Annotated in this window: 21 protein-coding genes; 14 read left to right on the top strand and 7 right to left on the bottom strand. The window is 65.2% G+C overall.

Translation table 11 applies throughout. The features are described from left to right. Positions 1-111 precede the first annotated feature (111 nt). The 4 genes from rpsD (at position 112) to GO986_RS08150 (ending at position 3,646) form a co-directional block, all read left to right on the top strand. Positions 112-732, top strand: coding sequence for a 30S ribosomal protein S4 (gene rpsD, locus GO986_RS08165; protein WP_157458782.1), 621 nt, complete (start codon positions 112-114; stop codon positions 730-732). Positions 733-746: 14 nt separating this feature from the next. Continuing rightward, positions 747-1,748 (top strand): DNA-directed RNA polymerase subunit alpha, encoded by a 1,002-nt coding sequence (locus tag GO986_RS08160; RefSeq protein ID WP_369409247.1) that lies wholly within the window; start codon positions 747-749, stop codon positions 1,746-1,748. A gap of 30 nt (positions 1,749-1,778) precedes the next feature. Beyond that, on the top strand, positions 1,779-2,129 hold the full coding sequence (gene rplQ / locus GO986_RS08155) for a 50S ribosomal protein L17 (protein WP_157458781.1): 351 nt from the start codon (positions 1,779-1,781) through the stop codon (positions 2,127-2,129). Between the two features lie 386 nt (positions 2,130-2,515). Then, positions 2,516-3,646 carry a GGDEF domain-containing protein gene (locus GO986_RS08150; protein ID WP_157458780.1) on the top strand — a complete coding sequence of 377 codons (1,131 nt, stop codon included), beginning with the start codon at positions 2,516-2,518 and terminating at the stop codon, positions 3,644-3,646. Positions 3,647-3,870: 224 nt separating this feature from the next. Here GO986_RS08150 and GO986_RS08145 read toward each other — a convergent pair whose 3' ends face one another. The 4 genes from GO986_RS08145 to GO986_RS08130 all read right to left on the bottom strand — a co-directional run bounded on the left by GO986_RS08145 (position 3,871) and on the right by GO986_RS08130 (position 9,335). Beyond that, a complete protein-coding gene (locus tag GO986_RS08145) occupies positions 3,871-5,010 on the bottom strand; it encodes an AI-2E family transporter (protein ID WP_369409246.1) in 1,140 nt (379 codons plus the stop codon). A 373-nt stretch (positions 5,011-5,383) separates the two neighbouring features. Then, on the bottom strand, positions 5,384-6,340 hold the full coding sequence (locus GO986_RS08140; protein WP_157458779.1) for a RodZ domain-containing protein: 957 nt from the start codon (positions 6,338-6,340) through the stop codon (positions 5,384-5,386). Positions 6,341-6,444: 104 nt separating this feature from the next. Continuing rightward, positions 6,445-7,359: an ABC transporter permease gene (locus tag GO986_RS08135; protein WP_157458778.1), complete on the bottom strand. Its 915-nt coding sequence runs from the start codon at positions 7,357-7,359 to the stop codon at positions 6,445-6,447. After that, the gene (locus tag GO986_RS08130) at positions 7,359-9,335 is read right to left on the bottom strand and encodes an ABC transporter permease (RefSeq protein ID WP_369409245.1); all 1,977 of its coding nucleotides are present in this window, start codon (positions 9,333-9,335) and stop codon (positions 7,359-7,361) included. The genes GO986_RS08135 and GO986_RS08130 overlap by 1 nt, the downstream gene beginning before the upstream one ends. A gap of 99 nt (positions 9,336-9,434) precedes the next feature. On the opposite strand from GO986_RS08130, the gene ndk reads away from it, so the two are divergent. Together ndk and GO986_RS23390 are read left to right on the top strand one after the other, a co-directional pair. Then, the gene (ndk, locus tag GO986_RS08125; RefSeq protein ID WP_157458777.1) at positions 9,435-9,851 is read left to right on the top strand and encodes a nucleoside-diphosphate kinase; all 417 of its coding nucleotides are present in this window, start codon (positions 9,435-9,437) and stop codon (positions 9,849-9,851) included. Between the two features lie 246 nt (positions 9,852-10,097). Beyond that, positions 10,098-11,135, top strand: coding sequence for a GGDEF domain-containing protein (locus GO986_RS23390; RefSeq protein WP_198170531.1), 1,038 nt, complete (start codon positions 10,098-10,100; stop codon positions 11,133-11,135). Between the two features lie 36 nt (positions 11,136-11,171). Here the strand turns inward: GO986_RS23390 and GO986_RS08115 are convergent, their stop codons facing one another. Beyond that, complete coding sequence (locus GO986_RS08115) at positions 11,172-11,648, bottom strand: hypothetical protein (protein WP_157458775.1); 477 nt, start codon at positions 11,646-11,648, stop codon at positions 11,172-11,174. A gap of 56 nt (positions 11,649-11,704) precedes the next feature. Between GO986_RS08115 and GO986_RS08110 the strand changes: the two genes are divergently transcribed. Then, on the top strand, positions 11,705-12,238 hold the full coding sequence (locus GO986_RS08110) for a GrpB family protein (protein WP_198170529.1): 534 nt from the start codon (positions 11,705-11,707) through the stop codon (positions 12,236-12,238). A gap of 9 nt (positions 12,239-12,247) precedes the next feature. After that, positions 12,248-12,577, top strand: coding sequence for a hypothetical protein (locus GO986_RS08105; RefSeq protein WP_439648705.1), 330 nt, complete (start codon positions 12,248-12,250; stop codon positions 12,575-12,577). 175 nt (positions 12,578-12,752) lie between these two features. Here the strand turns inward: GO986_RS08105 and GO986_RS08100 are convergent, their stop codons facing one another. Beyond that, on the bottom strand, positions 12,753-13,100 hold the full coding sequence (locus GO986_RS08100; protein WP_157458773.1) for a type II toxin-antitoxin system CcdA family antitoxin: 348 nt from the start codon (positions 13,098-13,100) through the stop codon (positions 12,753-12,755). 95 nt (positions 13,101-13,195) lie between these two features. On the opposite strand from GO986_RS08100, the gene GO986_RS08095 reads away from it, so the two are divergent. Next, entirely contained in the window at positions 13,196-13,990 is a 795-nt protein-coding gene (locus tag GO986_RS08095) for a nitroreductase family protein (RefSeq protein ID WP_157458772.1), read from the top strand. Between the two features lie 340 nt (positions 13,991-14,330). Then, the gene (locus tag GO986_RS08090) at positions 14,331-15,419 is read left to right on the top strand and encodes a BON domain-containing protein (RefSeq protein ID WP_232337567.1); all 1,089 of its coding nucleotides are present in this window, start codon (positions 14,331-14,333) and stop codon (positions 15,417-15,419) included. 176 nt (positions 15,420-15,595) lie between these two features. On the opposite strand, the gene GO986_RS08085 is transcribed toward GO986_RS08090, so the two are convergent. After that, a complete protein-coding gene (locus GO986_RS08085; RefSeq protein WP_157458771.1) occupies positions 15,596-17,284 on the bottom strand; it encodes a long-chain fatty acid--CoA ligase in 1,689 nt (562 codons plus the stop codon). A gap of 367 nt (positions 17,285-17,651) precedes the next feature. On the opposite strand from GO986_RS08085, the gene GO986_RS08080 reads away from it, so the two are divergent. The 4 genes from GO986_RS08080 (at position 17,652) to glgX (ending at position 24,664) form a co-directional block, all read left to right on the top strand. Next, positions 17,652-18,725: an aminopeptidase gene (locus GO986_RS08080; protein WP_157458770.1), complete on the top strand. Its 1,074-nt coding sequence runs from the start codon at positions 17,652-17,654 to the stop codon at positions 18,723-18,725. A gap of 279 nt (positions 18,726-19,004) precedes the next feature. Further along, positions 19,005-20,846 carry a phosphotransferase gene (locus GO986_RS08075; protein WP_198170527.1) on the top strand — a complete coding sequence of 614 codons (1,842 nt, stop codon included), beginning with the start codon at positions 19,005-19,007 and terminating at the stop codon, positions 20,844-20,846. A gap of 465 nt (positions 20,847-21,311) precedes the next feature. Continuing rightward, on the top strand, positions 21,312-21,896 hold the full coding sequence (locus GO986_RS08070; RefSeq protein ID WP_157458768.1) for a class I SAM-dependent methyltransferase: 585 nt from the start codon (positions 21,312-21,314) through the stop codon (positions 21,894-21,896). Positions 21,897-22,519: 623 nt separating this feature from the next. Beyond that, positions 22,520-24,664 carry a glycogen debranching protein GlgX gene (gene glgX / locus GO986_RS08065; RefSeq protein WP_232337559.1) on the top strand — a complete coding sequence of 715 codons (2,145 nt, stop codon included), beginning with the start codon at positions 22,520-22,522 and terminating at the stop codon, positions 24,662-24,664. The last annotated feature ends 151 nt before the right edge of the window (positions 24,665-24,815 follow it).

Raw genomic sequence — 24,815 nt, 5'->3', positions numbered from 1 at the left:
TCCGCTGCCCCCTTACGGGCATAAGCCTCACCACAGGCGAGGAAGCGGGCTCCAGAGGGCCGTAGACCCGGTGGGCTGCCCCAGGGCTGACACCGTAAGGAGAGTTTGAACATGGGTCGTTTCCGTGGTTCCATTACCAAGCAGAGCCGCCGCGAAGGCATCAACCTCGCGGAGACTGAAAAAGTCCAGAAGTACCTGGACAAGCGTCCCTACGCGCCCGGCCAGCACGGCCAGCGCCGTGGCCGCACCCGTCCCAGCGACTACTCGGTGCGCCTGCGTGAAAAGCAGAAGCTCGCCCGCCTCTACGGCATTGGCGAAAAGCAGTTCCGCAACCTCTTTGAGGAAGCCAGCAACGTCCCCGGCGTGACCGGCACCGTGTTCCTGCAGCTGCTGGAACGCCGCCTGGACAACGTCGTGTTCCGCATGGGCTTTGCCAGCACCCGCCGTCAGGCCCGCCAATTCGTGGGCCACGGCCACATTTTTGTCAACGGCAAGAAAGTGGACATTGCCAGCTACCGCGTCAAGATTGGCGACGAGATCAGCGTCTCGGAAGTCAGCCGCAAAATCGGCTTTATTCAGGAAAACATGGAAGCGCAAAAGCGCCGCCGCGTGTCCCCCTGGGTAGAACTGGACGCCGAGAACTTCAAGGGCACCTTCTCCCGCCTGCCCGCGCGTGAAGACCTCGCCCTGCCCATCAACGAGAACTTCATCATCGAGTACTACTCGCGCTAAATCAGGAGGCCCCAGTGGATCAAAAGCGCCCTCAACTCAAGGCCCGCGTGGACGGCGACTACGGCGAATTCGTCCTGGAGCCGCTCACGCGCGGTTACGGCGTCACCATCGGGAACCCCATCCGGCGCATCCTGATGTCCTCGATCCCCGGTACGGCTGTTACCAGCGTGTACATCGAGGATGTCTTGCACGAGTTCTCCACCATTCCTGGCGTTAAGGAAGATGTCATTCAGATCATCCTGAACCTCAAGGAACTGGTTGTGAAGTTTCACGCCTCTGGTCCCAAAACCCTGACGCTGCGCGCGCAGGGTGAAGGGGCGGTGCGTGCCAGCGCCTTTGAAGTGCCCAGCGACGCTGAGATTGTCAACCCCGATCTCGTGATTGCCAACCTCGCCGAGGACGGCAAGCTGGTCATGGAAGTGCGCGTGGAAGAAGGCGAAGGCTACGTGCCTGCCGACAAGCACGCCACCAAGGACCGCATCAACTCCATTCCGGTGGACGCGGTGTTCTCGCCGGTGCGCCGCGTGGCCTACCACGTGGAAAACACCCGCGTGGGCCAGCAGACCGACCTGGACCGCCTGATTCTGCGCGTCTGGACCGACGGCAGCACCGGGCCCCAGGACGCGGTGGACAAAGCGGTCGAGATTCTGCGTGACGAACTGACCGTGTTCGGCAACGTCGAAACCCTGCCGCCAGTTGTGCCCGAGTACCAGCAGCCGGTCTACACCCCTGCGCCCAGTGCGCCCAGCGTGTATGACCTGCCGCCGGCGACCAGCAGCGTGAACCTGAATCCCGGTGATTACCCCGCCGAGCTGGACACGCCCCGCGTGACCCTCGAAGGGCTGGGCCTGACCACCCGCGTGCTGCACTCTCTGAAGGAAGAAGGCATCGACAGCGTGGACGCCCTGTGCGCGCTGAGTGACCGCGACCTGAAGAAAGTGCCGGGCATTGGTGAGCGCAGCCTGGACGAAATCAAACAGCAACTTGCCCAGTTCGGCCTCGCTCTGCGCGATTAAGCCGCTGCTGGATCTTTAAGGAGATTTCCTATGCGTCACGGTAAAGCCGGTCGCAAGCTCAACCGCAACAGCAGTGCCCGCACCGCCCTGGCCCGTGCCCAGGCGACGGCGTTGCTGCGCGAGGGCCGCATTCAGACGACCCTGACCAAGGCCAAAGAGCTGCGCCCCTACGTTGAGAAACTCATCACTACTGCCAAGGGCGGCGACCTGCACGCCCGCCGTCTGGTGGCCCGCGACATCCAAGACAACGCCGTGGTGCGCAAAGTCATGGATGAAGTGGCCCCTAAGTACGCTGACCGTCCCGGTGGCTACACCCGCATCCTGCGCGTGGGCACCCGCCGCGGCGACGGCGTGACGATGGCCCTGATCGAACTCGTCTAAAGCCTGTTAAGGCGTGTGGCTCTGCCCTCGTGGCGGGGCCATATTTTTTTGGTTTGAGGGATTGTTTTGAATCCTCTGCCGTTGCTCTTGTGTGTCCTGGCAGAAGGGTTCCGTTTAACGGGGAGAACTGCGCATCTCTCAAGTCCATGTGGGGTCGCAGTCTGTGACGGGCAGGCGCTCTGTTCGCCTCAGCGTGATGAAGGGTTGCCTCACTCGGCTTGAGGACCACTCTCAAAACTGACAGGCGCTCTGATGAGTCAGGATGACTTGCGCTCAGCTCGAAACTCTGGAGAGGACACCTGCGGCTCTGACCCACTGTCGGCCCAGTGGCACGGCAGCCCAGGAAAAGTGGCGCGAGGGTGGGCTGAACTTCGTATGATGAGGCCATGCACGTGCCCCGGCTGCCGCGTGGCCCCTTTGACCCGGCAGAGCTGTCTCTCAGAGAGCGCCGACTGTTTACCCGCCTGATTTTGCCGGGTGGCGCCTTGGCTTTGGCCGTGCCCCTCTGGCTGCATGCCCAGACCCCTTACCTGTGTATCTACGATCAGCAGCTGCTGCCAGTCATGATGGTCGCGCTGCTCCTACTGGGCCTGCTGAGCTGGACGCGGCTGCCCCTGTTTTGGATAGAAATTGCAATGGTGGCGGTACTGAACAGCTTTATCGTGTCGCGTCTGGGCTACATGCTGGCGGTGCCGACGCTGCATGACCGCGCCGCGCTGCTGTCCCCCACCTTGCCCTGGACCCTGGTAACGCTGCTGCTGAATGCCTGGGTGTTTCCGGGTTCATTGGCGGTGCGCCTGAACTTTGCGCTGCTGTGCAGCCTGGTGCTCTGCATGCTGGCGTGGTGGCCCGCCGAGGCCACCTCAGAGCAGCCGTATCTGATCAGCGCCCTGGTGCAACTGGTGCTGGCGGTGCTGGCGGTGCTGGCGGCGCAGGTGGTGGTGAACCGTCACACCTCGCTGGTCAGCCGCCTGACCCGGCAGGCCCTTCAGGAGGCCCACACTGACGCCCTGACTGGCCTGCCCAACCGCCGCGCACTGCTGCATGCCCTGGACGGGCTGACCCGTCCCATGACGATGGTGGGGCCTCGGCTGGCGGCGGCGCTGGTGGATGTGGACCATTTCAAGCGTGTCAACGACGAACACGGCCACCCACGAGGCGACGAGGTGCTGCGCGCCCTGGCCGTGCATCTGCGTGCCCAGCAGCCGGCCGGCGGCGTGGTGGGGCGCTACGGCGGCGAGGAGTTTCTGTGTCTGCTGATGGTGCCCGACGAGGCGGCGGCCCTGGAATTCTGCGAGCGCCTGCGCAGCCGCATGACCCGTGAGCCGCTGGCCGGCCTGCCCATTACGGTCAGCGTGGGCCTGGCGGTGGTGGGTGCGCCGGTGCACGTGCCGACGCTGCTGGACGCGGCCGACGAGGCGCTGTATCAGGCCAAGCATGCTGGGCGTAATCGCGTGCATCTGGCCGGGTCTGTGCAGAGCCGCGCGGCCGATCTGCCTTTTTTGACCAGCAGCTAAGGCAGATACAGGTGGCAGGTCAAGCGAATGTGGAGGGTGGTGGCTCCGAATACGGCGTGAGTCAACGGCTGCTCTGGCGTTTTCTTCACGCTCCAGATGGCACTTCAGCTTCAGGAGAAGGCAGGTCGAGCGGTCCTCAGCTGGGAGGGGCCTACTCCAGTTGCCAGAAGTCCAAAAGGGGCGCAGATAGTAAGCTCTGCGCCCCCTTTCTTCTCTTGGCCCTGCTACGGCCCTTCGGTGTAGATGCGGCTGGGAAAGTAGTAGCGGTGGAGGGCCAATTTGCCCAGGGCCACTGTGGGTACCGCCAGCAGCGCCCCGGCAAAGCCCAGCAGAGAGGCGCCGATTAGAATGGCTACCAGGACGGTGATGGGGTGCAGGTCGGTGGTCTTGCTGAGGATGTACGGGCTCAGGAAATTGCCCTCAATCTGGTTGGCAGCCACGAAGACCACAATCACAAAGACAATTTTGAGTAGGGCGCCGGGCATGGTCAGGGCCAGCAAGATGGCTGGGGTGGCCCCAATGACCGGTCCCAGGTACGGCACGATGTTAAACACGCCCGCCAGAAAGCCAATCGCTGCCGCGCTGGGAATGCCCACCAGCGTCAGACCCAGCCATACGAACACGCCGATAAACAGGGCAATCAGCAGCTGTCCGCGCACGTAGCCGCCTACTGCCGTGCCGGTCAGCTCGCTGAATTCCAGGACGCGCGGCTGCCAGGGGCGCGGGAAGATGCCCAGCAGCGCGGCGTTAACGCGGCTGTAGTCCAGCATCAGGTAGATGCTCATCAGCAGAATCAGCAGCAGCTGGCCCACCACGCCGCCGATGGACAGCAGGCTGTTCAGGACCGTGCCTGTCGAGTTCAGCGCCCGCTGCAAGATGGGCACGATGTTCTGGCCGATGTTTTGCACGTAAGCCTGCGCGGCGGTGATTAGCCGCTCACGGGCATCGTCCAGGCCCGGTACGCCCCGGTCAGTCAGCCAAGAGGTCAGGCGGTCCAGCGAGTCGCCTAGCGTCCCGATCTGTTCGGGCAGCCGCTGAATCAGCGTAATCAGCTGGGCCGAAATGGTCGCCAGCAGCACCCCGGCCAGGCTGAGCAGAGCCACGAAGATAAGAATCACGAAAAAGACGCCCAGACCCCGCTTGACCCGGCCTCTTTCCAGCCAGTTGAGGAGCGGATTGGCCAGGTAGGCGATTAAAAAGGCCACTGCGAAGTCCACCAGGATGCTGCGGACCTGACCTGCAAATCGGTAGAGCAGGTAGAGGGCCAGCCCGAACATCACCAGCCGGACCCAGGGGTTACGCCAGGCGTATTGAAAGGCGTTGAGAGGCGGCGAGGAGGTCAGGGGAGGGGGGCGCCGGGTCACAGTGTGTTCACTGTACGGCAGCTGAGGCCCTGAAGCCGGCTGCGTCTGAGGCCGCCGGCATTAGGGTGATCTTGATGAGTCAACTACTTCATCGGCCGCCCTATAGCAGTCTTCCATTGCGTTGATGGGAGGACAGCGTCACCATCTATTGCATGAGGAGCGCTGTGTGGGCGCACAGACTCGTTCCGCTCCTATAGCTTTCTCAGCCTACCTACCCTAGCGACTCTGAGGGTTGGCGCTGAGTTCTGATGACGCCTGCCAGTCCTCCCCTGGGGTCAACAGCCGGTGGCACCGCTGCCTCCTGCGGTCACCCCTTCGTTTACCCCAGAGCCGCGGAGGGGACCGCTCTACTCCACGGCTCTGATTCCCACTCTCAGAACCTGCGGGTCACAACCTGTCCGGTCTGTCCCATCGGGGCTGCTTTGGCGCCTGCCACACTTACCTGCACCGCCGCCGCATTTCCGGTGCGAATGGTCACGCCAGAAGCAAAGCCCTTGACCGTGCCGGCCGCCGGAATGCCCTCAAACACTACGCGCCCCTGCGCATCGGTCACGCGGGTCCATGACGCGCCGGAAAAGGTCACGGTCACGGCAGCGGTGGGGGTCGGTGTGGACGACTCGCCAGCCTCTGCAGTAGGGGGAGCCGCCTGAGCTGTGGCCTGAGGTTTCGGGACGCTCAGGTCAGTCAGCGTGCTGCGGCCAGTGCTGTCTGAGGCCAGGGTGGCCCGCAGGTTGCGGCTGCGGGTGAGCGTTACTGCCTCTTTGAGAGGGGCGCGGCCGGTGTACTCGACCCGGAGCTGCGCCCGCTCGCGCGCCTGCACCGGGAAGGAGCGCACCGGGGTTGGTCCCAGGTCCCGGTTGTCCAGGTAGACGCGCGCGCCGCTAGGCACACTGCTGACCGTCAGGCGCACCAGAACGGAGGTTTGAACGGCGGGTTGAGGGGGAGCCGTCACGGTCACCGTGGGGGCCGGCCGCAAGGCCAGATAGGCGGTCACCCCGCCAGCCAGTAGAGCCGCCCCGGCCAGCCCGATCAGCGCCCAGCGCCTCGCGGGGGACGGGCGGCGCTGGGCCAGCAGCGGGGGCCGCTCCGGCCGGTTGATCGCGGGGGCCTGCCGGTCAAAGTCGGCCAGCAGCGGGGCAGCATCCAGACCCAGCTCGCGGGCGTAGCGTTGCAGGTAGGAGCGCACAAACGGCCGCTCGGGCAGCAGGTGAAACTGGCCGTCTTCCAGAGCGCGCAGGTAATCGCCGCGAATCTTGGTGGCCAGCGCCAACTCCGGTACGGTGCGGCCCTGGGCCTCTCTGGCCTGTTTCAGTGCGCTGCCAAACCCCATGCGCCTACCCTACACGCTGCGCGCAGGGCGTGTCTGTGCCCGATTCTGCGTAAAGCACGAGCCCCCGCCCTGTGAAGGCGGGGGCTGAAGCGTAGGGGTGAACCTTAGCCGTCGTAGGGGCGGCCCAGCGCCTTGGGCGCGCGGCTGCGGCCTGTAAAGATGAGGGCCAGAATCGTAATCAGGTAGGGCAGGGCGCTGACCAGCGTAGGGGGGAGCAGGTCGGTGCCGCCCAGCGCGATAGACAGCGCCTGCAAGAAGCCGAACAGGAGGGTGGCGGCCAGCACGCCCAGCGGTTTCCACTGCCCGAAAATCAAGGCGGCCAGGGCGATGAAGCCCGCCCCCGCGCTGATGTTGCGCACATACGAATCCAGGTTGCCGATGCTGAGGAAGGCGCCGGCCGTGCCTGCCAGCATCCCCGAAAGAATGACGGCGCTATAGCGCATGCGGGCCACGTTGACGCCCATGCTGGCGGCGGCGCCTGGCTGCTCACCCGTGGCGCGCAGGCGCAGGCCGTAAGGCGTGCGGTAGACGACGTACCACGTCAACGCGACCGCCAGGAAGGCGAAGTACACAGGCGGCGAAAAACGCAGCTCACCAAAGCCCCAGAGCGGCAGGGCGCTGGCAACTTTGGGACTCTCGTTAGACACGCCGTACAGCGCGGTCAGCAGCACGGCGGGCACGCCCGTCGCCAGCAGGTTAATGGCCGTGCCGCTGATGACCTGGTCGGCGCGGTAGCGGATGCTCAGGACCGCGTGAATCCAGGCAATCAGGCCGCCGGTCAGGAGGCCAGCCACCCAGCCCAGCCACGGCGCGGCGGCGCCCACACTGCCTTCCAACAGTTGCGTGGTGACGGCCGCCGCCAGGGCACCAAAGATAATCAGACCTTCCAGAGCAATATTGACCACGCCGGCGCGTTCGCTGAACAGGCCGCCCAGCGCCGTCAGCAGCAGCGGCACCACGCTGCGGATAAAGGTGGCCAGAAAGGCCGTCGTCAGAAGCTGTGCGAACAGGCCGTCCATTACTTGCCCCCTTCACGGGTGTTGTCTTCGCTGGCCTGCCCTACGTTGGGCAGCGGGGTGCCGCGCTCCAGGTGGGCGGCCGAGGGAGAAAGGGCGGCGGCAGCGGGCGCCGCGCCCGTCTCGGCGGCGACCACCAGGGCCGGCGGGGGTGGGTCGGTCACCCGGCGACTCAGGAAGCCGCCCGCCGCAATAAACAGCACGATCAGGGCCTTGAGGACCGTCACGATGTCGCTGTTGACCTTTTCCAGTTTGGTGGTGACGTTCACGCCGCCGGTGTCGATGGTGCCGAACAGCACGCTGGCGGCGACCACGCCAGCCGGGGTGCTCTGGCCCATGAGGGCCACGGCAATGCCGTCAAAGCCCACGTTGACGGGCATGTTGCCGCGCAGGCGGTACTGGTCCAGGGCCCCGCCGTTGACGTAGTGGGTGCCCGCCAGGCCAGCAAACATGCCGGCAATCGTCATGGCCAGGATGGTGTTGCGGGCCACGCTGATGCCACCGTATTCAGCGGCTTTGGGCGACAGGCCCACCGCGCGCAGGGCGTAACCCGCCGAGGTGCGCCACATCAGGGTGCCGAACAGGGCCACACACACCAGCGCAATCAGGAAGGCGCCGTTAAGCTGACTGCCCACAATGTTCACCGGAATGCCGATGCGCCAGGTCACGGCTCCCAGCAGCAGCGCGGCGCCGGCCGCAATCAGGCTGCGGTTCTTGTTGCGCCGCAGGGCCAGGCGCGCGCCCACAAAGGCGGCCAGCGCGACCAGCAGGCCGATGCTCAGGGCCACCGTGCCGTTCTGGCCCACATTCAGCACCTCCAGCAGAGGGCGCAGTTGGGCCTGCGACTGAATCAGTTCGCTTTCAGGGTTGGAGCCCTCGGCCTTGAAGGGCAGCGAGTAGGTCTTGCCCAGGAACGGAAAGGAGTCGTTGCCGATCATGAAGATGAAAATCGCCGAGGCGATGTAATTCAGCATGATGGTGTTGATGACTTCGCTGGAGCCGAAGCGCGCCTTGAGCAGGCCTGGAATGGCCCCCCACAGCGCCCCGCCGACAGCGGCGGCCAGCACGCTCAGGGCCAGCAGGAAAAAGCCCAGCTCGGCCGGGCCATACACGCCCACCAGCATGGCGGCGATGGCGCCCATCGTCAGCTGCCCTGGCGCGCCGATGTTAAAGAGGCCGGTGCGGAAGGCAAAGGCCACCGAGAGGCCCGTGAAGATGAGCGGGGTGGCCAGCTTCAGGCTGTCCAGCAGAGGGTTGAGGGCCGTTACCGGCGCAAACAGCGAGGAGTACACGAAGTAGATCAAGTCGCTCTTGGCCAGCCAGCCGCCCCACAGGCTCAGGGGCGCGCCGCTGGTGTTGACCGCTGGCTGCACCCCCAGCACCACCAGGGCGCCCACCACGATGGCCAGGCCAATGGCGGTCAGGGGCACCAGCAGGCTGCGCAGGCGGTTAAAGGTTTCCCACCACCAGCGCTGGGCGCTCAGGCCGGCGCCCGCCGCAATCAGGCCGGCCAGGGCCGGCAGAAACAGCCCCAGGTTCATGCCGCCGCTGGCGTAGAAGTTGCGCAGCTGCCGCTTGGCCCCGGCGCGCAGGGTGGTGTCGTTCAGGACGCGCGCGGTTTCGTTGTCCAGGGCGCCGCCCAGCGTCACCACCGCCGCCACGACAGTCACCACGCTGAGCAGCGCGGTGATCCAGAACCAGCGGGCGCGGCGCCACGCGCCGAACAGGGTGGCGGCCAGCAGAACCAGTGTGGCCCAGGCCAGGGGAAGGACGGTGCCGGTGGGGGGCAAAGGGGCCTGCTGGTTTCCCGTCAGGTTCAGGACCGAGCCGCTCAGGTGAAGCAGGATGGCGTCGGCGTTAAAGCCCCGGCCCAGCGTGGCCAGTGGGGTCAGCAGCAGCCCCAGAATGGCGGCCGTGCAGGCGACCAGGGCAATGCGGGCCGCCACGCCGGACGGGTGAGAAGGAGAATCGTGCGTCACTTTCTTAGTGTACCGGGTGCTGGCATGCTTCCGGTCACGGCCAGCGGGGGCGTCTGGGGGAGAGAAGGGGCGCGGGCGTTTGCTATGCTGCGCGGTGCTATGGAACGAACTTTTGCCATGATTAAGCCCGACGGCGTGCGCCGTGGCCTGACCCCCGAGATTCTGAAGCGCCTTCAGCACAAGGGTTACCGCATCGTGGGCCTCAAGCAGATGACCATCGCCCGCGAAACCGCCGAGTCCCACTACGGCGAACACAAGGAGCGCCCCTTCTTCGGGGAACTCGTGGACTTCATCACGGGTGGCCCTGTGGTCGCCATCGCCCTGGAAGGCGAGAATGCCATTGCCGGCTGGCGCGCCATGATGGGCGCCACCAACCCCGCCAACGCCGCGCCCGGCACCATCCGCGCCGACTTTGCCACCACGACCGGCGAGAACGTGACCCACGGCAGCGACAGCAGTGACAGCGCCGCGCGCGAACTGGCCCTGTTCTTCAAAGACGGCGAACTGCTCGCCTAAGGCTCCCATTGTCTGCCGCCGCGCCGGGCCTGTGTGCCGGGCGCGGCGGTCTTGTGTCTGGCCGCCCCCCATCAGGGGCAGAGGTGTGGGCGGTTCTGGCGGCTGGCCAGATGCACTACTATGCAGGGCACAGACATTAAGGATTGGAAAGGGCGCGGAGCAGGACACCACTCGGAGCGTGATGGGCAGAGAAGAGCAACAGCCTCAGGCAGACGGTGCGCGGCCGGTGTGGCCTGGCGTGGGCGCGTGACGGCCGATTCACTGCCCCAGCGCCTGCACCGCAGCCGGCTTTTTGCGGTCACGACCGTCAGCCTGGCGTATATGGCCTACGCGCTGCTGACGGCGGTGATTGACCCGCCCGGCGCCTTTCCAGCGGCGTTCGACGTGCCCAAATACTGGGCCGCGCTGCTGGCGCTGGCCACCCTGGTGGGCGTGCTGCTGTTCCCAGCGTACCTGCGGCGCATCTACATGGTGACTTCGCTGGGTTACCTGCTGGTGGCGCTGGTCGAGATTCCGCGTGCCGTGGCCTGGGGCGAGATGCCCATGCACCTGACCCTGTGGCTGATGATGAATGTGCTGGTGTCGTATGTGGTGTTCGGCTCTCGCTACGGCACCTGGCTCAACGGCATGTCCATTGCGGTCATGCTGGTCAGTGTGGTGGTCAACGGCCCGATTGCGGCGCCCAACCTGGTGGACTGGGTGACCGCCAGCATCGTCATGGCGTCCACGGGCCTGATCGGCTTCGTGCTGGTCTCATTTATCGAGAACAACCTGGTGCGTCACCGGGAAGACAACGAGCGGCTGCGCGCTGCTCGGATGGACGCCGTCACTGAGGTGCTGGGCCGGGGCGCCATTGAGGAAGAGCTGGAACGCGCCGCCCAGCACGCCGCGCAGGCCCGCACGCCCCTGAGCATCATCATGACCGACATAGACCACTTCAAGCGGGTCAATGACGACCATGGACATGCCACAGGCGACGATGTGCTGCGCGCCACGGCCAAACGCCTGCGCCGCAGCGTCAGCGGGTCGGGCGGCCTGGTGGGCCGCTGGGGCGGCGAGGAATTTATTGTCCTGCTGCCGGGCGTGGCCAGAACTGACGCCCTGAAGGTCGCCGAGCGGCTGCGCAGTGAGGTCAGCGCCGAGGCGGTGGCCGGGCTGCACATCACCGCCAGCTTTGGTGTGGCGGCCATGCGCGGAGCGCACGACTCGATCGACGAGCTGTTCAGCCGCGCCGACAGCGCCCTGTATCACGCCAAACGCGCGGGCCGGAACGTGGTGCGCTGAGAGGCCAGAGGCCTTTATCTGCTTGGCCCACTTCTTTTAGCGCCGCTGAAAGGCCGGCAGCAGCGCGGGTTCGTTCTGGGTAACGTAGCCGCGGGTCAGGACGCGCATTCCCCCCTTGGCCGGAAGAATGAGGGCGTCGGCCAGGCGAGAGGTCGCGGCTGGGCGTAGCGCTGCACCGCTGGGGGTCTGGACACGCCCGGCGCCCTCACCAGCCAGCGCCTGCGCGGTAAACCGGGGCGCGCGAATCTCCAGCATCCAGCTCAGGGGGCGGGCGTCGCTGTCGTAAATCACCACCACCTGTTCGGCGTCCAGCGGGGGCCGCTCGGTCCAGGTGGTGCGCCGCTGACCCGCCGGAATCCGCTCGCGCTGGTCGGCCTGGGCGTCGTAAGCCCCGGTGGCGGTAAACAATGTGCGCGACACCAGGTCGCGGCCGCCGGCCGTGTCCGGGCGACAGGCGCTGAGGCTCAGCAGCGCGGCCAGGGCGCAGGTCAGGCGGGCAGAGGCGGGGTGCATGGGGTTCAAGGTACAGCGGCGCCCTGAGGGCATCTGTCATGGCTTACCCTGGGGCCATGACCCTGGGGCTTAGGCGCGGCTTGGTGCAATTACGGCCCTCCTCACCTGAATACCCAACGCTGTTTGCGGCCGAGCGGGAGCGGGTGGCGCAGGCCCTGGGCCCTCTGGCGCTGGAGATTGAGCATGTGGGCAGTACCAGCGTGCCGGGTCTGGTGGCCAAGCCGGTGCTGGACCTCGCGGTGGCCGTTTCTGGGGCAGGCCAGATGCCGCAGTGCCGAGGCCCTCTGACCCGACTGGGCTCCACCTTCCGGGGCGACCCAGCCGGCCAGGGGGAAGCCTTCTACGCCCTGGGGCCAGACGACGCGCGCACCCACTATCTGCACCTTCTGCCCATCACGCACCCGCACTGGCGGGCGTATCTGGTCTTCCGGGGCGCCCTGCGTGCCGACCCCGAGCTACGGGGCGCCTACGCCGACCTCAGATTGGCGCTGGCCAGGGCGCACCCAGAGGCGCGCACCGAGTACACCGCGCGCAAAGGGGCATTTATTGAAGGGGTGTTGCGGCAGGCGGAGACAACTGCGGCCCCCTAACGTGCCACCATGACCGCCATGCCGCCCCACCACCTGGCCCTGCTGCTGACCGGCGCGCTGCTGCTCACGCTGCTGGCTCTGGGGGTACAGCTGCAACGGGGTCGCCGCCTGGGCCGGGCGCGCTGGCTGCACCACGCGCTGTTTTTTGCGGTGTGCGTGGGCACGGCTCTGAGTGGGACGCTGGCGGTCCTCTCTGGGGCCTTTGGCTGGGCCCTGCTGCCGGCGCTGGCCCTGCTGCTGACCATGCCGCGTACCCGGCCAGGGCGCGCCGACCACTGGCAGCGGGCGCTGGCCTGTGCTGCCGCGTTTGCTGCGGGCGCCTGGGGGGCGTGGGGCTAGACGGGTCTTTTCTATGTTGCCCGTCCGAGCAAGTATTAGTTGGCTTCCTCGGGATCGGGATGCCGCTTGGCCCACGTTGCTGCGCATCCAGGGCAGTTTCGGGAAGGAGGGAGACCCGGTAAGTCCCCTAGGCGCGATGTCTGGCAGCGGTCAAAAAGCCGCCTCCCCAACGGCCTCAGCCATCGTTTGCGGCCTCATCCTGAAGGGCTGCCTTGGCCTTCAGTGGCCGAACCGGACCCAGGACTTCCTGACCGGCCACCCCGTAGGCCTCTGTCAGCGGCTGGCCGATGCTGTGGGCAAACCAGATGCGCATGGCTGCCTTGGCTTCGGCCAGGTCCCGCTCGCCTCTCTCTGCCTGATCAAGCAGAGGCATCAGCGGCTGGGTGGTCTGCAAAAAGCGGGCCAGCTGAATTTCCACGAAGGCGCTCATATTCATTTCCATCGCGGTGAACACGCGCCGGGCTTCCCGGTACAGGTCGGGGTCAATCGTCAGGTTCAGGCGGGCCTTGGTGGTTTTTCCCATCTGTACAGTATACAGATAGCATCTGTATGCTTGGCTGTGAGTGATGGGTTTTGGCTGGCCGGTAGAGCAGAGGGGTGGCTGCTAGCCTGACCCGCATGAACCTGATAGACGGCATGCTGGCCCGGCGCACCACCAACGGCCCTTTTCGGCCGGACCCGGTGAGCCGCGACCACCAGCACCTGCTGATGCGCGTGGCGCAGGCCGCACCCAGTCACTTCAACAGCCAGCCCTGGCGCTTTGTTCTGATTGAAGACCCCCAGACCATCGCCCAGGTGGCGGCATTGGCGGGCCAGAGCATGACCGAACTGATCGAGGCCGGGGTGTTCTTTGAGCGCTACCGCCGCTACTTCCGCTTTTCCGAGGCCGAGATGCAGACGCGGCGCGACGGCATTCATATTGACCACCTGCCCGGCCCCCTGCGGCCTTTTACCCGTCAGGTGTTCAGCGACGCGGGCCTGAAGCTGATGCGGCAGCTGGGCGTGCCCAAAAAGCTGGGCGAGGACAACCGCAAATTGGTGGCCGGGAGCCCGCTGCTGCTGGCCGCCCTGCTGGACCGCAGCGAGTACCGCCCCGGCGAACTGAGTGGGTTTTACTCGGTGTTTGGCCTGGGGGCCGCGATAGAAAATGTCTGGAACGCGGTGGGCGAACTGGGCATGGGGATTCAGTTTGTCAGCACCCCCATGGAGATTCCGCGCCACTGGCAGGCGCTGGGCGACCTGCTGCGCGTGCCGGACGACCTGGAGTTGATGGCGGTCTACCGCCTGGGCTACCTGCCCCAGGAGCAGGCGCGCCCCACCATTGACTGGAGCAGCCGCCACCGCAAGCGCCTGGACCAGTTCGTGTACCGGGACACCTGTGCCCAGCCAGAGCAGGAAACTGCGGCTCCTTAAAACAGACCCCCGCGACGTTCAGAGGGGTCACGCCGAGGCAAATGACTGGTCTCCAGGCTCAGGTCGCAGGCGACGTGGCCTTGATGGTTGTGCGCTCCGGTCATCCGTGCAGTGAAGGACCGCTCTCAAAGCCCATCCGCAGGGGCCGGCGCCAAGCTCTGCCTTGTCCAAAGCTCAATGAAGGTCGGCGACCCGGCCTTTTAGTGAGGTGTCATCTGGCGCTCTGAACTGGTGGTCATCATCGGAGATGTCAACGTAAGCCAGCGGCCGCCCGGTCCGCCAGATGGAATCCCCCACGGGGACCTGGACTGCTGCGTTTCTTCCACACCGGAGGAGAGCTATGACCCGTTTCCGTGATGACCGTTTTGATGACCGCCGTGACGACCGTCAGCCGATGTACCGGACAGATGGAGGCCGGGACCAACAAGACTCTGGCGACAACTTCCGCTCGGAGCGTTCCCGCCAGGACACCTACGCCGACCAGTCGGGGCGCGCCTACGAGGGCCGCCTGAGCAGCGGGGCGCAGGGTTACCGCGACCAGGGCACACAGGGGTACATAGACCGTGGTCAGGATGACCGCTACGGCAGCCAGGGCCAGTACGGCGCGCAGAGCGGTTACGGCGGCCAGGGCCAAGGCGCACAGGGCTACGGCCAGCAGGGGCAGTACGGTATGGCCCGCTCGGGCGACCTGTACGGCCAGCAGAGTGGCGGCCAGTTTGGGCAGTACGGCTCTCAGGGCAACTGGCGCGGCGCCAGTGACATGGGGCAGAGCGGCGGGGGCCACCTCCAGTATGGGCGTGACCCGTCTCGCCAGGACCTCTACCGTCAGGATCAGGGCTTCATGGGTGGCCGTGACAGTTATCAATCCGGCATGGCCTACGGCGGCCGTGATGGGGGCTTAGGGCAGCAGGGCCGGGGCGGCTGGAGTAACGATCAGGGCCAGATGGGCAGCGACCGCCTGGGCAATGACCGGAGCAGTGGTCAGCTGTGGGGGCAGGGCGCCGATTATGGCGGCGCAGGCATGAGTGGTGGGTCTGGAGGCCAGCAGAGCTACCGTGGCCGTGGCCCCAAAGGCTACACCCGCAGCGATGACCGCATCAGGGAAGCCGTGAATGACGCCCTTGAAGACCATCACGGGCTGGACGCCAGTGAGATTGAAGTGCAGGTCAAAGACGGTGAGGTGACCCTCACGGGCACGGTGTCTGACCGCATGCAAAAGCGGATTGCCGAGGACTGTCTGGATGGCCTGCGCGGCGTGAAGGATATTCACAACCAGCTGCGCGTGCAGGCGCCAACGGGTCAGGGCCACCAGCGTGATCAGACCCAGAGTGCTCAGACGCAAGGCACGAATGCGACTTCGGGCACCACCGCCATCAGCGCCCAGACCAAGCCGGGCACCGACACCACGTCTGGAACGCACCGCAGCTGAAACGGAACTAGAGTTGGGCTGAGTCAATAAGGTTATGCGCAGAACCCGGAGAGCTTTTGCCTCCGGGTTCTCGCTCTGGATTGAATTGAGGCTGCTTGAAAGGCCGCCTTCATGCCCTTGCGGTGCCGCCAGCAACTCCCACATAACGGAGTAGGGCCATCTGGCACCTGAAGGCTTTACTGCCGCTCAGGCGCGCTTTCCGTCTGTGCAGCGCTGTGGCCGCGGTACTGCTCGCGCAGTTCCCGTTTCAGGAATTTACCAGTGGCCCCAATGGGCAGGCTCTCGGCCATCACGGTGGCGTCGGGAAGCCACCAGCGGGCAAACTTCGGGGCGATAAAGTCCACCAGTTCGGCGTGCGTCACGCTCTGGCCTTCTCTGGGGACCACCACGGCCAGGGGGCGCTCATCCCATTTGGGGTGGTCCATAGCGATGACGGCGCACTGCGCCACGGCGGGGTGGGCCATGATGGCGTTTTCCAGGTCCACCGAGCTAATCCACTCGCCGCCCGACTTGATCAGGTCCTTGGCGCGGTCCTGAATGTGCATGTAGCCGCGGTCATCCAGGGTGGCAATGTCGCCCGTGTCAAACCACAGCTGTCCGTCTATCTCGAAGAAATTGCTCTGTCCCTCGCCCTTGAAGTAGGCGTTGGCCACCCAGGGGCCACGAATAATCAGGCGGCCCATCGTCTGGCCGTCGTGGGGCAGCGGCTGACCGGCCTCGTCAATCAGGCCCAGTTCGATCAGGGGCACGGGGCGGCCCTGCTTGGCGCGTAGGGCAAAGCCCTCGTCGCTGGTGGGGTCTACCCCCACGGGCACGCCGCTGGCCGTGCCCAGCGGGTGTGTTTCGGTCATGCCCCAGGCCTGAAGCATATCCAGCTTGTGCCGCTGGAAAGCGCGAATCATGCTCTCGGGCGCGGCGCTGCCGCCTACGACCAGGCGCTCCAGCCCCGACAGCTGGTACGGCTCGCCGGCGGCGGCGGCGCGGTCCAGTTCGGCCAGCAGACCCATCCAGATGGTCGGCACGCCCGCCGTGATGGTCACGGCCTCGTCCTGCAGCAGCGTGGCCACCGTGCGGCCGTCGCTAAAGACCCCGGCGTAGACCTGCTTGGCGCCGTACAGCGCGCAGGTGTAGGGCAGGCCCCAGGCGTTCACATGGAACATCGGCACAATCGGCAGGACGCTGTCGCGCTCGCCGACGTTCAGGGCGTCTTTGGGCGCGCTGACAATCGAGTGCAGCACCGTCGAGCGGTGGGTGTAGATCACGCCTTTGGGGTTCCCGGTGGTGCCACTGGTGTAACACATGGCCGCCGCGTCGTGTTCGTTCAGGTCGGGGTAGCGCGTCAGCGGCTCGCTGCCCATCACAAAGGTGTCGTAGTCGTGAACGCCGGGCAAGGGAATGGGCTGCGGCGTCGGCCCCAGAATCAGGATGTGTTCCAGGCGGGGACAGGCGGCCTTGATGGTCGGAATCATGGCCGCAAAGACGTTCTCAATGAGCAGCACCCGGTCCTCGGCGTGGTTCAGAATCCAGCCAATCTGCTCGGGGTGCAGGCGGATATTGACGGTGTGCAGCACCAGTCCGGCGCTGGGCACGCCCAGGTAGGCTTCCAGGTGCCGAAACGAGTTCACGGCCAGCGTGGCCACCCGGTCGCCCTTCTGGAGCCCCAGACCCAGCAGGCCGCCCGCCAGGCGCCGCGCGCGGTCGGCGACCTGGCCGTAGGTGGTGCGGTGCTTGTGGGCAATGGGGTTACCAGCTTCGTCGCGGCCCGCCACCAGCAGGCTCACGACCTCGCGCGGGGCGTACTGGGTGCGAATGCGCTCCAGAATGGTGGGAACGGTCAGCTGCGTGTCCATCATGGTGCCGTGCATGGGTCTCCTTTGGGGGCGGGCGGCGGCGCCAGCCGGGGTGGCTGGGCCGGTGGACCGCTCGACTGTGAATGCGGGAAGTATAGGCAATAGAGGCCCTGCGCTGGGGCCAAAGAGGCCAGGGGCTGCGCAGAGCGGCGGGCGGCTGTGACGGGAAGGGCTGCCCGGCGACAGGCGAGCCAGCATAGGTCAAATCCGTCCTGGCAGTGACCCAGGCGCCGGAACTCAGGCCAACGGAGAGGCGTAAAGTGGATTCCCTGGCCACCTGCTGGGGCGCGGTCGCTTCAATAGGTCGTGGCGGCCATGCTGGCATCAGCCTGGAAGCGAGAGCCGCCAGCGCTTCAGGCTCCTCCTGCCCTAGACTCCGGGCATGACCTCCCGAAGTCTGGCCGCGCTGGCCCTGGTGCTGGTCCCTGCCTTAAGCGGCTGCGCGGACCTGGCGTATCTGACCCAGGCGGCGGGCGGGCAGCTGGACCTGCTGCGCCGCGCCCGCCCGCTGGAGACAGCGCTGGCCGACCCCAGCCTCAGTGCGGCCACCCGGCGCAAGTTGCAACTGGCGGCCGACGCGCGCGCCTTTGCCGTGCGCCCTGAAGACCAGGGTGGGCTGGGCCTCCCTGACCACGGCAGTTTCCGCAAGTACGTGGATGTGGGGCGGCCTGCTGTCGTCTGGAATGTCTTTTCGGCCTCGGAGTTCAGCGTGGCGCTCGACACCGCCTGCTTTCCGGTGGCGGGCTGCGTGGCTTACCGGGGGTACTTCCGCGAGGCCGATGCGCAGGCCGACGCCAGCAGGCGGCGCGCGGCCGGCCGCGACGTGAGTGTGGGAGGTGTCAGCGCCTATTCCACCCTGGGTTACCTGAAAGACCCGCTGCTCTCCACCATGCTGGTTTACCCCGACCACACCCTGATTCGCACGGTGATCCATGAACTGTCGCATCCCAGTGTGTACGTGCCGGGCGACACAGTGTTTAACGAGTCGTATGCCACGGCCGTCGAAGAAGAAGGCATGCGGCGCTGGCTGGCGGCCCACGGCACCCCCGAACTGCGGGAGGCCGACCGCCTGGCCGGGCAGCGGCAGGAGGGCTTCGAGACCCTGCTGCTGGCTGCCCGCGCCGACCTGGAGCAGCTGTATGCTGCGAGTGACCTGACCGACGAGCAGCGGCGTGCCCGCAAAGCCGAGGTGCTGCGCGGCCTGAATGAACGGTACGCGGCCCTGAAAACCGAGTGGGGCGGCTACGCCGGTTACGACGCCTACTTTGCGCGGGGAGTCAACAACGCTTCTCTGGGGGCTGTGGCCGCCTACGCGACTCTGGTGCCGGATTTTCAGGCGCTGCTGGCTAGGGTCGGGGGACATCTTCCGGCCTTCGTGGAAGCGGCGCGGGCCTGCGGGAAGCGCCCTCAGCCCGAGCGGGCGCCCTGCCTGCGCGGCGAGACAACGGCCCCGTGATTGAACAGAGGTCATGCCTGCTCAGGCGTGGTTCAGACGACAGCCAAGGCTAAAGCTGAAGAGGCTGATAGACACTGCATTCTTTCTCGCTGGTGGCAGGCTGCACGGTGATAACGGCAGGCTTCTCGCGTTGTATAGGTGCTCCTATTGATCACGACAGAAGTTGGAGCTGGTCCTGCAGAGCTGGAATCCTCACCAGACGAGTTGACCTCTGTCTTGGAAGGCTCGTAGGCCACCCAGCGGACGCCGGTCGAAAGGATGTCTCCCTACACTCGCCCCGTGACCCTCAAACCTGAATACACGCCCTCGGAGGCTGCCGCCATCCTGCAGACAACCTGTGGGTTGACCGTGACTGACGTCCAGCCACTTGCTGGCGGTCACTTCTCACAAGCCTTCGGGTTCAAGGCAGACGGCCAACGCCTGGTGGCCCGCTTCGGCACTCAGGACGCCGCCTACCGGAAAGATGCGTACGCTGGGGCAACGTTCGCCAGGGTTCTCCCCGTTCCCCGCGTGCTTCAGATCAGCGCATTCCAGGGCGGGACCGTCGCCGTCAGCGAGCGGGCCCCAGGGCGGGTGATGTCCGAATATTCGAATGACTTTCTCGCGCAGCTCCAGCCAGCCCGGCTGGAACTGCTGGCCACTCTCGCACAGGTTGACGTGTCCACCACGACCGGCTACGGCTGGTTTGACCACCAGGGCCAGGGCGGATTTTCCTCCTGGCACGCCTTTCTCGCCGCCATCATGGACCCCTGCGAGGACGGCTTCTACGCCGACTGGCACAGCCTGTTCGGTGGACCACTGCTCGACCGCATCTTCTTTGAGCAGGTGTACGCCCAGGTCATGCGCATGGCCCGCGATCTGCCCGAGGTGCGCGGTCTCGTTCACAACGACCTCAGCCGGGAGAACGTTCTCACGGACGGCACGCGCATCACGGGCGTGATTGACTGGGCCAATGCCCTCTACGGCGATCCGGTCTACGAGGCGGCCAAAGCCAACTGGCGATCCGGCGGCGAATGGGCCGGGGCCCTCCAGCTCCGGTTCAGCGCTTGGCCCGACTACAAGTGGCGCTTACTGACGTATACCTTGCATGTTGGGCTGGATGACCTGCGCTTCTACGCTCGGATCGGCGAGGTTGGTGGCGCAGCACGAACGGCAGACTACCTGCGCCACTTCTCGGCCCTCGCGACCCAATTGGAGGAAGAGCGGGCCTCCTGGTCCCGGGACACCGTCTCGACGGGAGGCGAGCGCGCCGATGCGGACCACGACGCACCGCTGGGAGAACCAGTGTTCATACGTACCGCCCTTGCTGTACGGTGCGCCGAGGTGGCTCTGGCGGCCCCTGTGTCCGGACACGCCGTGTTGGTCAACCGGAGCGACCGCACGGTGGTCCGAGTGGAGTCTGCCCGAGGCCCTTTCGTGGTCAAACTGGACACGGTCGGTGACGGCCTCACCCGGGAGGCGGAGGCGCGCGAGTACTTGCGGACCTATGGCGTCCTCATAAATCCCCCTACGGCCGGGCCGTCCGGTGAACCGGCTTGGGTGATGCTGCCCTGGGTGGAGGGTGAGGCGCTGAGCTCGTCCACGCCCGTGCAGGCCCAGCGGAAGGTCGGCGCCCTGCTGGCCCGGATCCATGCCCTGCCTGGAGGCCGCCCCCCACCGCAAAACCAGACCTGGGCCGAGTGGATGCTGGGGTGGGTGCGACACGCGCTGGCGTACTGGCAGGCCTCGGGTGCGGCGCCCGAGAACGTGGGGGGCCGCTTGAGTCGCTGGTGGCAGGGGATCGAGCCTCTGCTGCGCGCTCGCGGTCACCACCTGATCCTGTTCGACGGCAAACCGGAGCACCTGATCGTCACGCCGGCGGGAGAGGTGGCGCTGATCGATGTCGAAGACCTGCGTGCGGGAGACGGGCTGATGGACCTCGCGGTCATTGCCCTTCACGAACCGGAGGTGCTCCAGGGTGTCCTGGAGGGCTACGCGTCCCTCTCTACGGATGAGAAGGCCGTATTGGCGTTCTACCAGGTACTTCGGGCGCTCGCCGCCGCCGAGTGGGATGAATCGAGGCTTACGGGCGAACGTCGCGATCACTTTCTACAGCTGGCGTCACGGTACCTGCCCACCTGAGGGAGAAGCACCGAGGGCAGCGACAGCTCATATGTAGGGTCATGCCGTGGTCACCAGGGCCCATTGTGGTTAAGGAAGCAGGTGCGATTGGTTACTGCGGCCTGTGGTTTGCACTGGTCAAGCCATTCTGTTTCGTACATCAGGCCGGACTTATGTCGTTATCAATAAATCGTAGTGCCACCGGGTCTGACCCAGTGCAGCCTCTTAGAGCAGGCCCAAACCCTACAGGCCTAGAGCTGGCTTCTTCCAAGGTCTCTCTGACGCTGCACTGCTTTTCCGCCAAAGATAAATAATTTCTAAGATCGCTTGATGGACCCCGTTCAACGGCACGGCTTTAGATTGTGAGGGCGTCACAAAGAAGAGCTCCAGGTGTGGTCAGAAGGAACTCTGCCCGCTGCACTTGCCATTGTTCAGACCAGTAGAACAGGTCTATCAGCCTGGGTCGTCATCTTGAAAGGAGTCACTATGGTTCGTCTCAATGTGGGCTGCGGCCGCACCATTTTACCCGGCTGGCTGAATCTGGATATTCAACACCTCCCTGGCGTGGACGTGGTTGCTGACCTTGAGGCCTGCCGCACCACGCCCCTGCCCCTCGAAGACGAGTCCGTGGATGAATTTCTGCTCTCGCACGTCATCGAACACATCCGCGATTCGCTGGCCATGATGCAGGAACTGTACCGGGTGGCCACGCCAGAGGCGCGGATGGTCATTCGCGTTCCCCACGGGGCCAGCGATGACGCCTTCGAAGACCCGACCCACGTGCGCCAGTTCTTCCAGCAGAGCTTTGGGTATTTTTCTCAGCCGTATTACTGGCGGGCGGATTACGGCTACCGTGGAGACTGGGAAGTCGAGCAAATCCAGCTGTTTGTCAGGCAAGCAGACTGGCCAGATACCACGCGGGTGTCGCCCACCGACATGCTCCACAGAATCAACCGGGAACGGAATCTGGTGACCGAGATGGTGGTCACCCTGTACCCTGTCAAGCCCATGCGGGAACCGCTGCGCGACTTACAGCAGGTGCCCACCATCATCATCCAGCACGCAGAATGATGCCTGACTGGGGTCTGCATGTGATTGACCCTCTGCTCTGGCCAGTGCGTGTGCCCTCTGCCAGGCGACTTGCCCTTTTAGCCTGAGCTGCTCAGCACTAGAAGCATAGAGGCTTGCACCTTTAAGAGGATTCAGCCAGGAAGGGCCATAGTTCTTGGAGGCAGAAGGCGTTCATAAAGCACCATGAATGTCTTCACTGCCGCTGCTTGCTGGTGCCATAGGCGTTAGTAGTTCCACTGATTGACACGGCAGACCAACCTCTTTGGAGGCCGGTTCCAATGCCCGCAGCCATCACATCGCTCCCTTTGAGTGGAGTGTTTGCCGGTAGGGACAGGGCCTCTGTCTTTCTCCACAGCTCGACACATCTGCTGTGGTGTGCCTCTGAAGAACTTGGCCATTTGCGGTACAGCTCCAAATCGGCAAATCCCTTCATTCACCCCATGAGGTCCGTGAGAACCTTCTTGACCGTCACTTGGCTTTGTGCCGATGTTCTGGAGTCGCCCGCACACCATCTGGTAGCGTTTCCAGCATCCAGAGCGGTGCAAGTGGCCCCGTTGAACTTGGCCCACCGCTTTACCCTGCCCTCACCTCACGCCGCCCCCTGACAAGGAGTCTGTCTTTTCATGACCACCCTGATTGCGCCGCCCACCCCTGTGCCCATGCGCCCTGGCCGCCCCTACCCGCTGGGCGCCACCTGGGACGGCAAGGGCACCAACTTTGCCCTGTATTCCGAGAACGCTTCTGGCGTGGAACTCTGCCTGTTTGATGCGGAGGGCACGGAAACCCGCGTGCCTCTGCGGGAGCAGACTGCTTTTGTATGGCACGCCTACCTGCCCGCCGTGGGCCCAGGCCAGCACTACGGGTACCGCGTTCACGGCGAGTACGCCCCAGAGCGCGGCCTGCGCTTTAACCCCAACGTGGTGCTGCTGGACCCTTACGCCCGCGCGCTGGACGGCACTGAGCAGTTTGACCGGGGCGTCTTTGGGTATGTCATGGGCGGCGACGACAGTGTGCAAGAAGAGCAGGAGCAGCGCGGCGCGCCCCTGGGCATCGTGACAAATGACAGAGCCTTTGACTGGCAGGGCGACGAGCGGCCTGGCGTCCCCTTTCACCAGTCGGTGATTTACGAGGCGCATGTCAAGGGCCTGACCATGACCCATCCCGGCGTTCCCGAGGAACTGCGCGGCACCTACGCAGGCGTGGCCACCGAGCCGGTGCTGACCTACCTGAAAGACCTGGGCATCACGGCCATCGAGTTCATGCCGGTGCATCAGCATGTAGACGACCCTTTCTTACTGGACAAGGGCCTGACGAACTACTGGGGCTACTCCACACTGTCCTTTTTCGCGCCGGACGTGCGCTACTCCGCCGAGGCCCGCAAAGGCAATCCGGCTGGCGCCGTGGACGAATTCAAGGCCATGGTGCGGGCGCTGCATGCCGCCGGTATCGAGGTCATTTTAGACGTGGTCTACAACCACACCGCTGAGGGCAATCACCTGGGGCCCACCATGTCCTTTAAGGGCATTGACAACCCCACTTATTACCGCCTGGTGGCCGAAGACCCCCGCTTTTATTTTGACTACACCGGCACGGGCAACAGTCTGAACGTGCGGCACCCCCAGACGCTGCAGCTCATCATGGATTCGCTGCGCTACTGGGTCACCGACATGCACGTGGACGGCTTCCGCTTTGACCTGGCCTCCACGCTGGCGCGCGGCCTGCACGAGGTAGACCAGCTCTCGGGGTTCTTCACGATCATTCACCAGGACCCGGTCATCGGTCAGGTCAAGCTGATTGCCGAACCCTGGGACGTGGGTGAGGGCGGCTATCAGGTGGGCAACTTCCCGGTGAACTGGGCCGAGTGGAACGGCATTTACCGCGACGACATGCGCGCCTTCTGGAAAGGGGAGGGCGGCCTGGCCAGCGAAATCGGTTACCGCCTGACCGGCTCGTCGGATCTCTACCAGAGTGACGGGCGCAAGCCCTCCGCCAGCATCAACTTTGTCACCGCCCACGACGGCTTTACCCTGCGTGACACCGTGACCTACGAGGGCAAGCACAACGAGGCCAACGGCGAGGGCAACAACGACGGTCACAACCACAACATCACCTGGAACTGCGGCGTTGAGGGCGAAACCGACGACGAGGCCATCAACAAGCTGCGCCAGCAACAGATGCGCAATTTCCTGGCCACGCTGCTGCTGGGTCAGGGCACGCCTATGCTGCTGGGCGGCGACGAATTTGGGCGCACCCAGGGCGGCAACAACAACGCGTACTGTCAGGACAACGACATCAGCTGGTACGACTGGACCGCCATTGACGAAGACCTGCTGGCGTTCACCAAAAAGGCGATTGCGCTGCGCAAGGCGCACCCGGCCTTGCACCGCCGCAAGTTCTTTGCTGGGCGCAACATTCGTGGCGAGGACATCCGCGACATCGTGTGGCTGCGCTTTGACGGCCAGGAGATGACCGATGAGGACTGGGGCAACCCTCAGACCCAGAGCATGGGCATCTTTCTGGACGGCGGCGGCCTGGACGACACCGACGAGAAGGGGCGGCCCCTGGTGGACGACCACCTGCTGCTGCTGCTCAGCGCCTCGCACGTTGATCTGGACTTCCGCCTGCCAGAGCTGGCCGGCTGCGAGCAGTGGGAACTGCTGCTGGACACCACCGACGACCACGCAGGCGGCACCGAAGCGGCCGGCACGGCGACCACCCTCGCGGCCCGCAGCGTCAAGCTGTACCGCTGTCAGAAGGTCGAAGAGTAGGGGAGAGTGGGTCGTGGGAAGTGGAGATCACCTGATGGGGTGAGGTGGGCCGTACGCGGAGCCCCTCTGGAAAGGTTCTGTTCAAAGCGCCTAACCCCCTTCTGACACTCGAAAAGAGCGGCGCCTGAGGTCCTGTCCCCTCGGCGCCGCA

The sequence above is a fragment of the Deinococcus arboris genome (assembly GCF_009755355.1).
GTDB classification, from domain to species: Bacteria; Deinococcota; Deinococci; order Deinococcales; family Deinococcaceae; genus Deinococcus; species Deinococcus betulae.
The sequence above is the reverse complement of the archived record's forward strand: the minus strand, read 5'-3'. Positions and strand labels throughout refer to the sequence as shown.

Coding starts and splice junctions, on each gene's coding strand:
- ndk (WP_157458777.1), top strand. CDS start 9,435: ATGGAACGAACTTTTGCCATGATTAAGCCCGACGGCGTGCGCCGTGGC.
- GO986_RS08135 (WP_157458778.1), bottom strand. CDS start 7,359: ATGGACGGCCTGTTCGCACAGCTTCTGACGACGGCCTTTCTGGCCACC.
- GO986_RS08140 (WP_157458779.1), bottom strand. CDS start 6,340: ATGGGGTTTGGCAGCGCACTGAAACAGGCCAGAGAGGCCCAGGGCCGC.
- GO986_RS08110 (WP_198170529.1), top strand. CDS start 11,705: ATGACCCTGGGGCTTAGGCGCGGCTTGGTGCAATTACGGCCCTCCTCA.
- GO986_RS08095 (WP_157458772.1), top strand. CDS start 13,196: ATGAACCTGATAGACGGCATGCTGGCCCGGCGCACCACCAACGGCCCT.
- GO986_RS08150 (WP_157458780.1), top strand. CDS start 2,516: ATGCACGTGCCCCGGCTGCCGCGTGGCCCCTTTGACCCGGCAGAGCTG.
- GO986_RS08070 (WP_157458768.1), top strand. CDS start 21,312: ATGGTTCGTCTCAATGTGGGCTGCGGCCGCACCATTTTACCCGGCTGG.
- glgX (WP_232337559.1), top strand. CDS start 22,520: ATGACCACCCTGATTGCGCCGCCCACCCCTGTGCCCATGCGCCCTGGC.
- GO986_RS08090 (WP_232337567.1), top strand. CDS start 14,331: ATGACCCGTTTCCGTGATGACCGTTTTGATGACCGCCGTGACGACCGT.
- rpsD (WP_157458782.1), top strand. CDS start 112: ATGGGTCGTTTCCGTGGTTCCATTACCAAGCAGAGCCGCCGCGAAGGC.
- GO986_RS08100 (WP_157458773.1), bottom strand. CDS start 13,100: ATGGGAAAAACCACCAAGGCCCGCCTGAACCTGACGATTGACCCCGAC.
- GO986_RS08115 (WP_157458775.1), bottom strand. CDS start 11,648: ATGCACCCCGCCTCTGCCCGCCTGACCTGCGCCCTGGCCGCGCTGCTG.
- GO986_RS08105 (WP_439648705.1), top strand. CDS start 12,248: ATGACCGCCATGCCGCCCCACCACCTGGCCCTGCTGCTGACCGGCGCG.
- GO986_RS08080 (WP_157458770.1), top strand. CDS start 17,652: ATGACCTCCCGAAGTCTGGCCGCGCTGGCCCTGGTGCTGGTCCCTGCC.
- rplQ (WP_157458781.1), top strand. CDS start 1,779: ATGCGTCACGGTAAAGCCGGTCGCAAGCTCAACCGCAACAGCAGTGCC.
- GO986_RS08085 (WP_157458771.1), bottom strand. CDS start 17,284: ATGCACGGCACCATGATGGACACGCAGCTGACCGTTCCCACCATTCTG.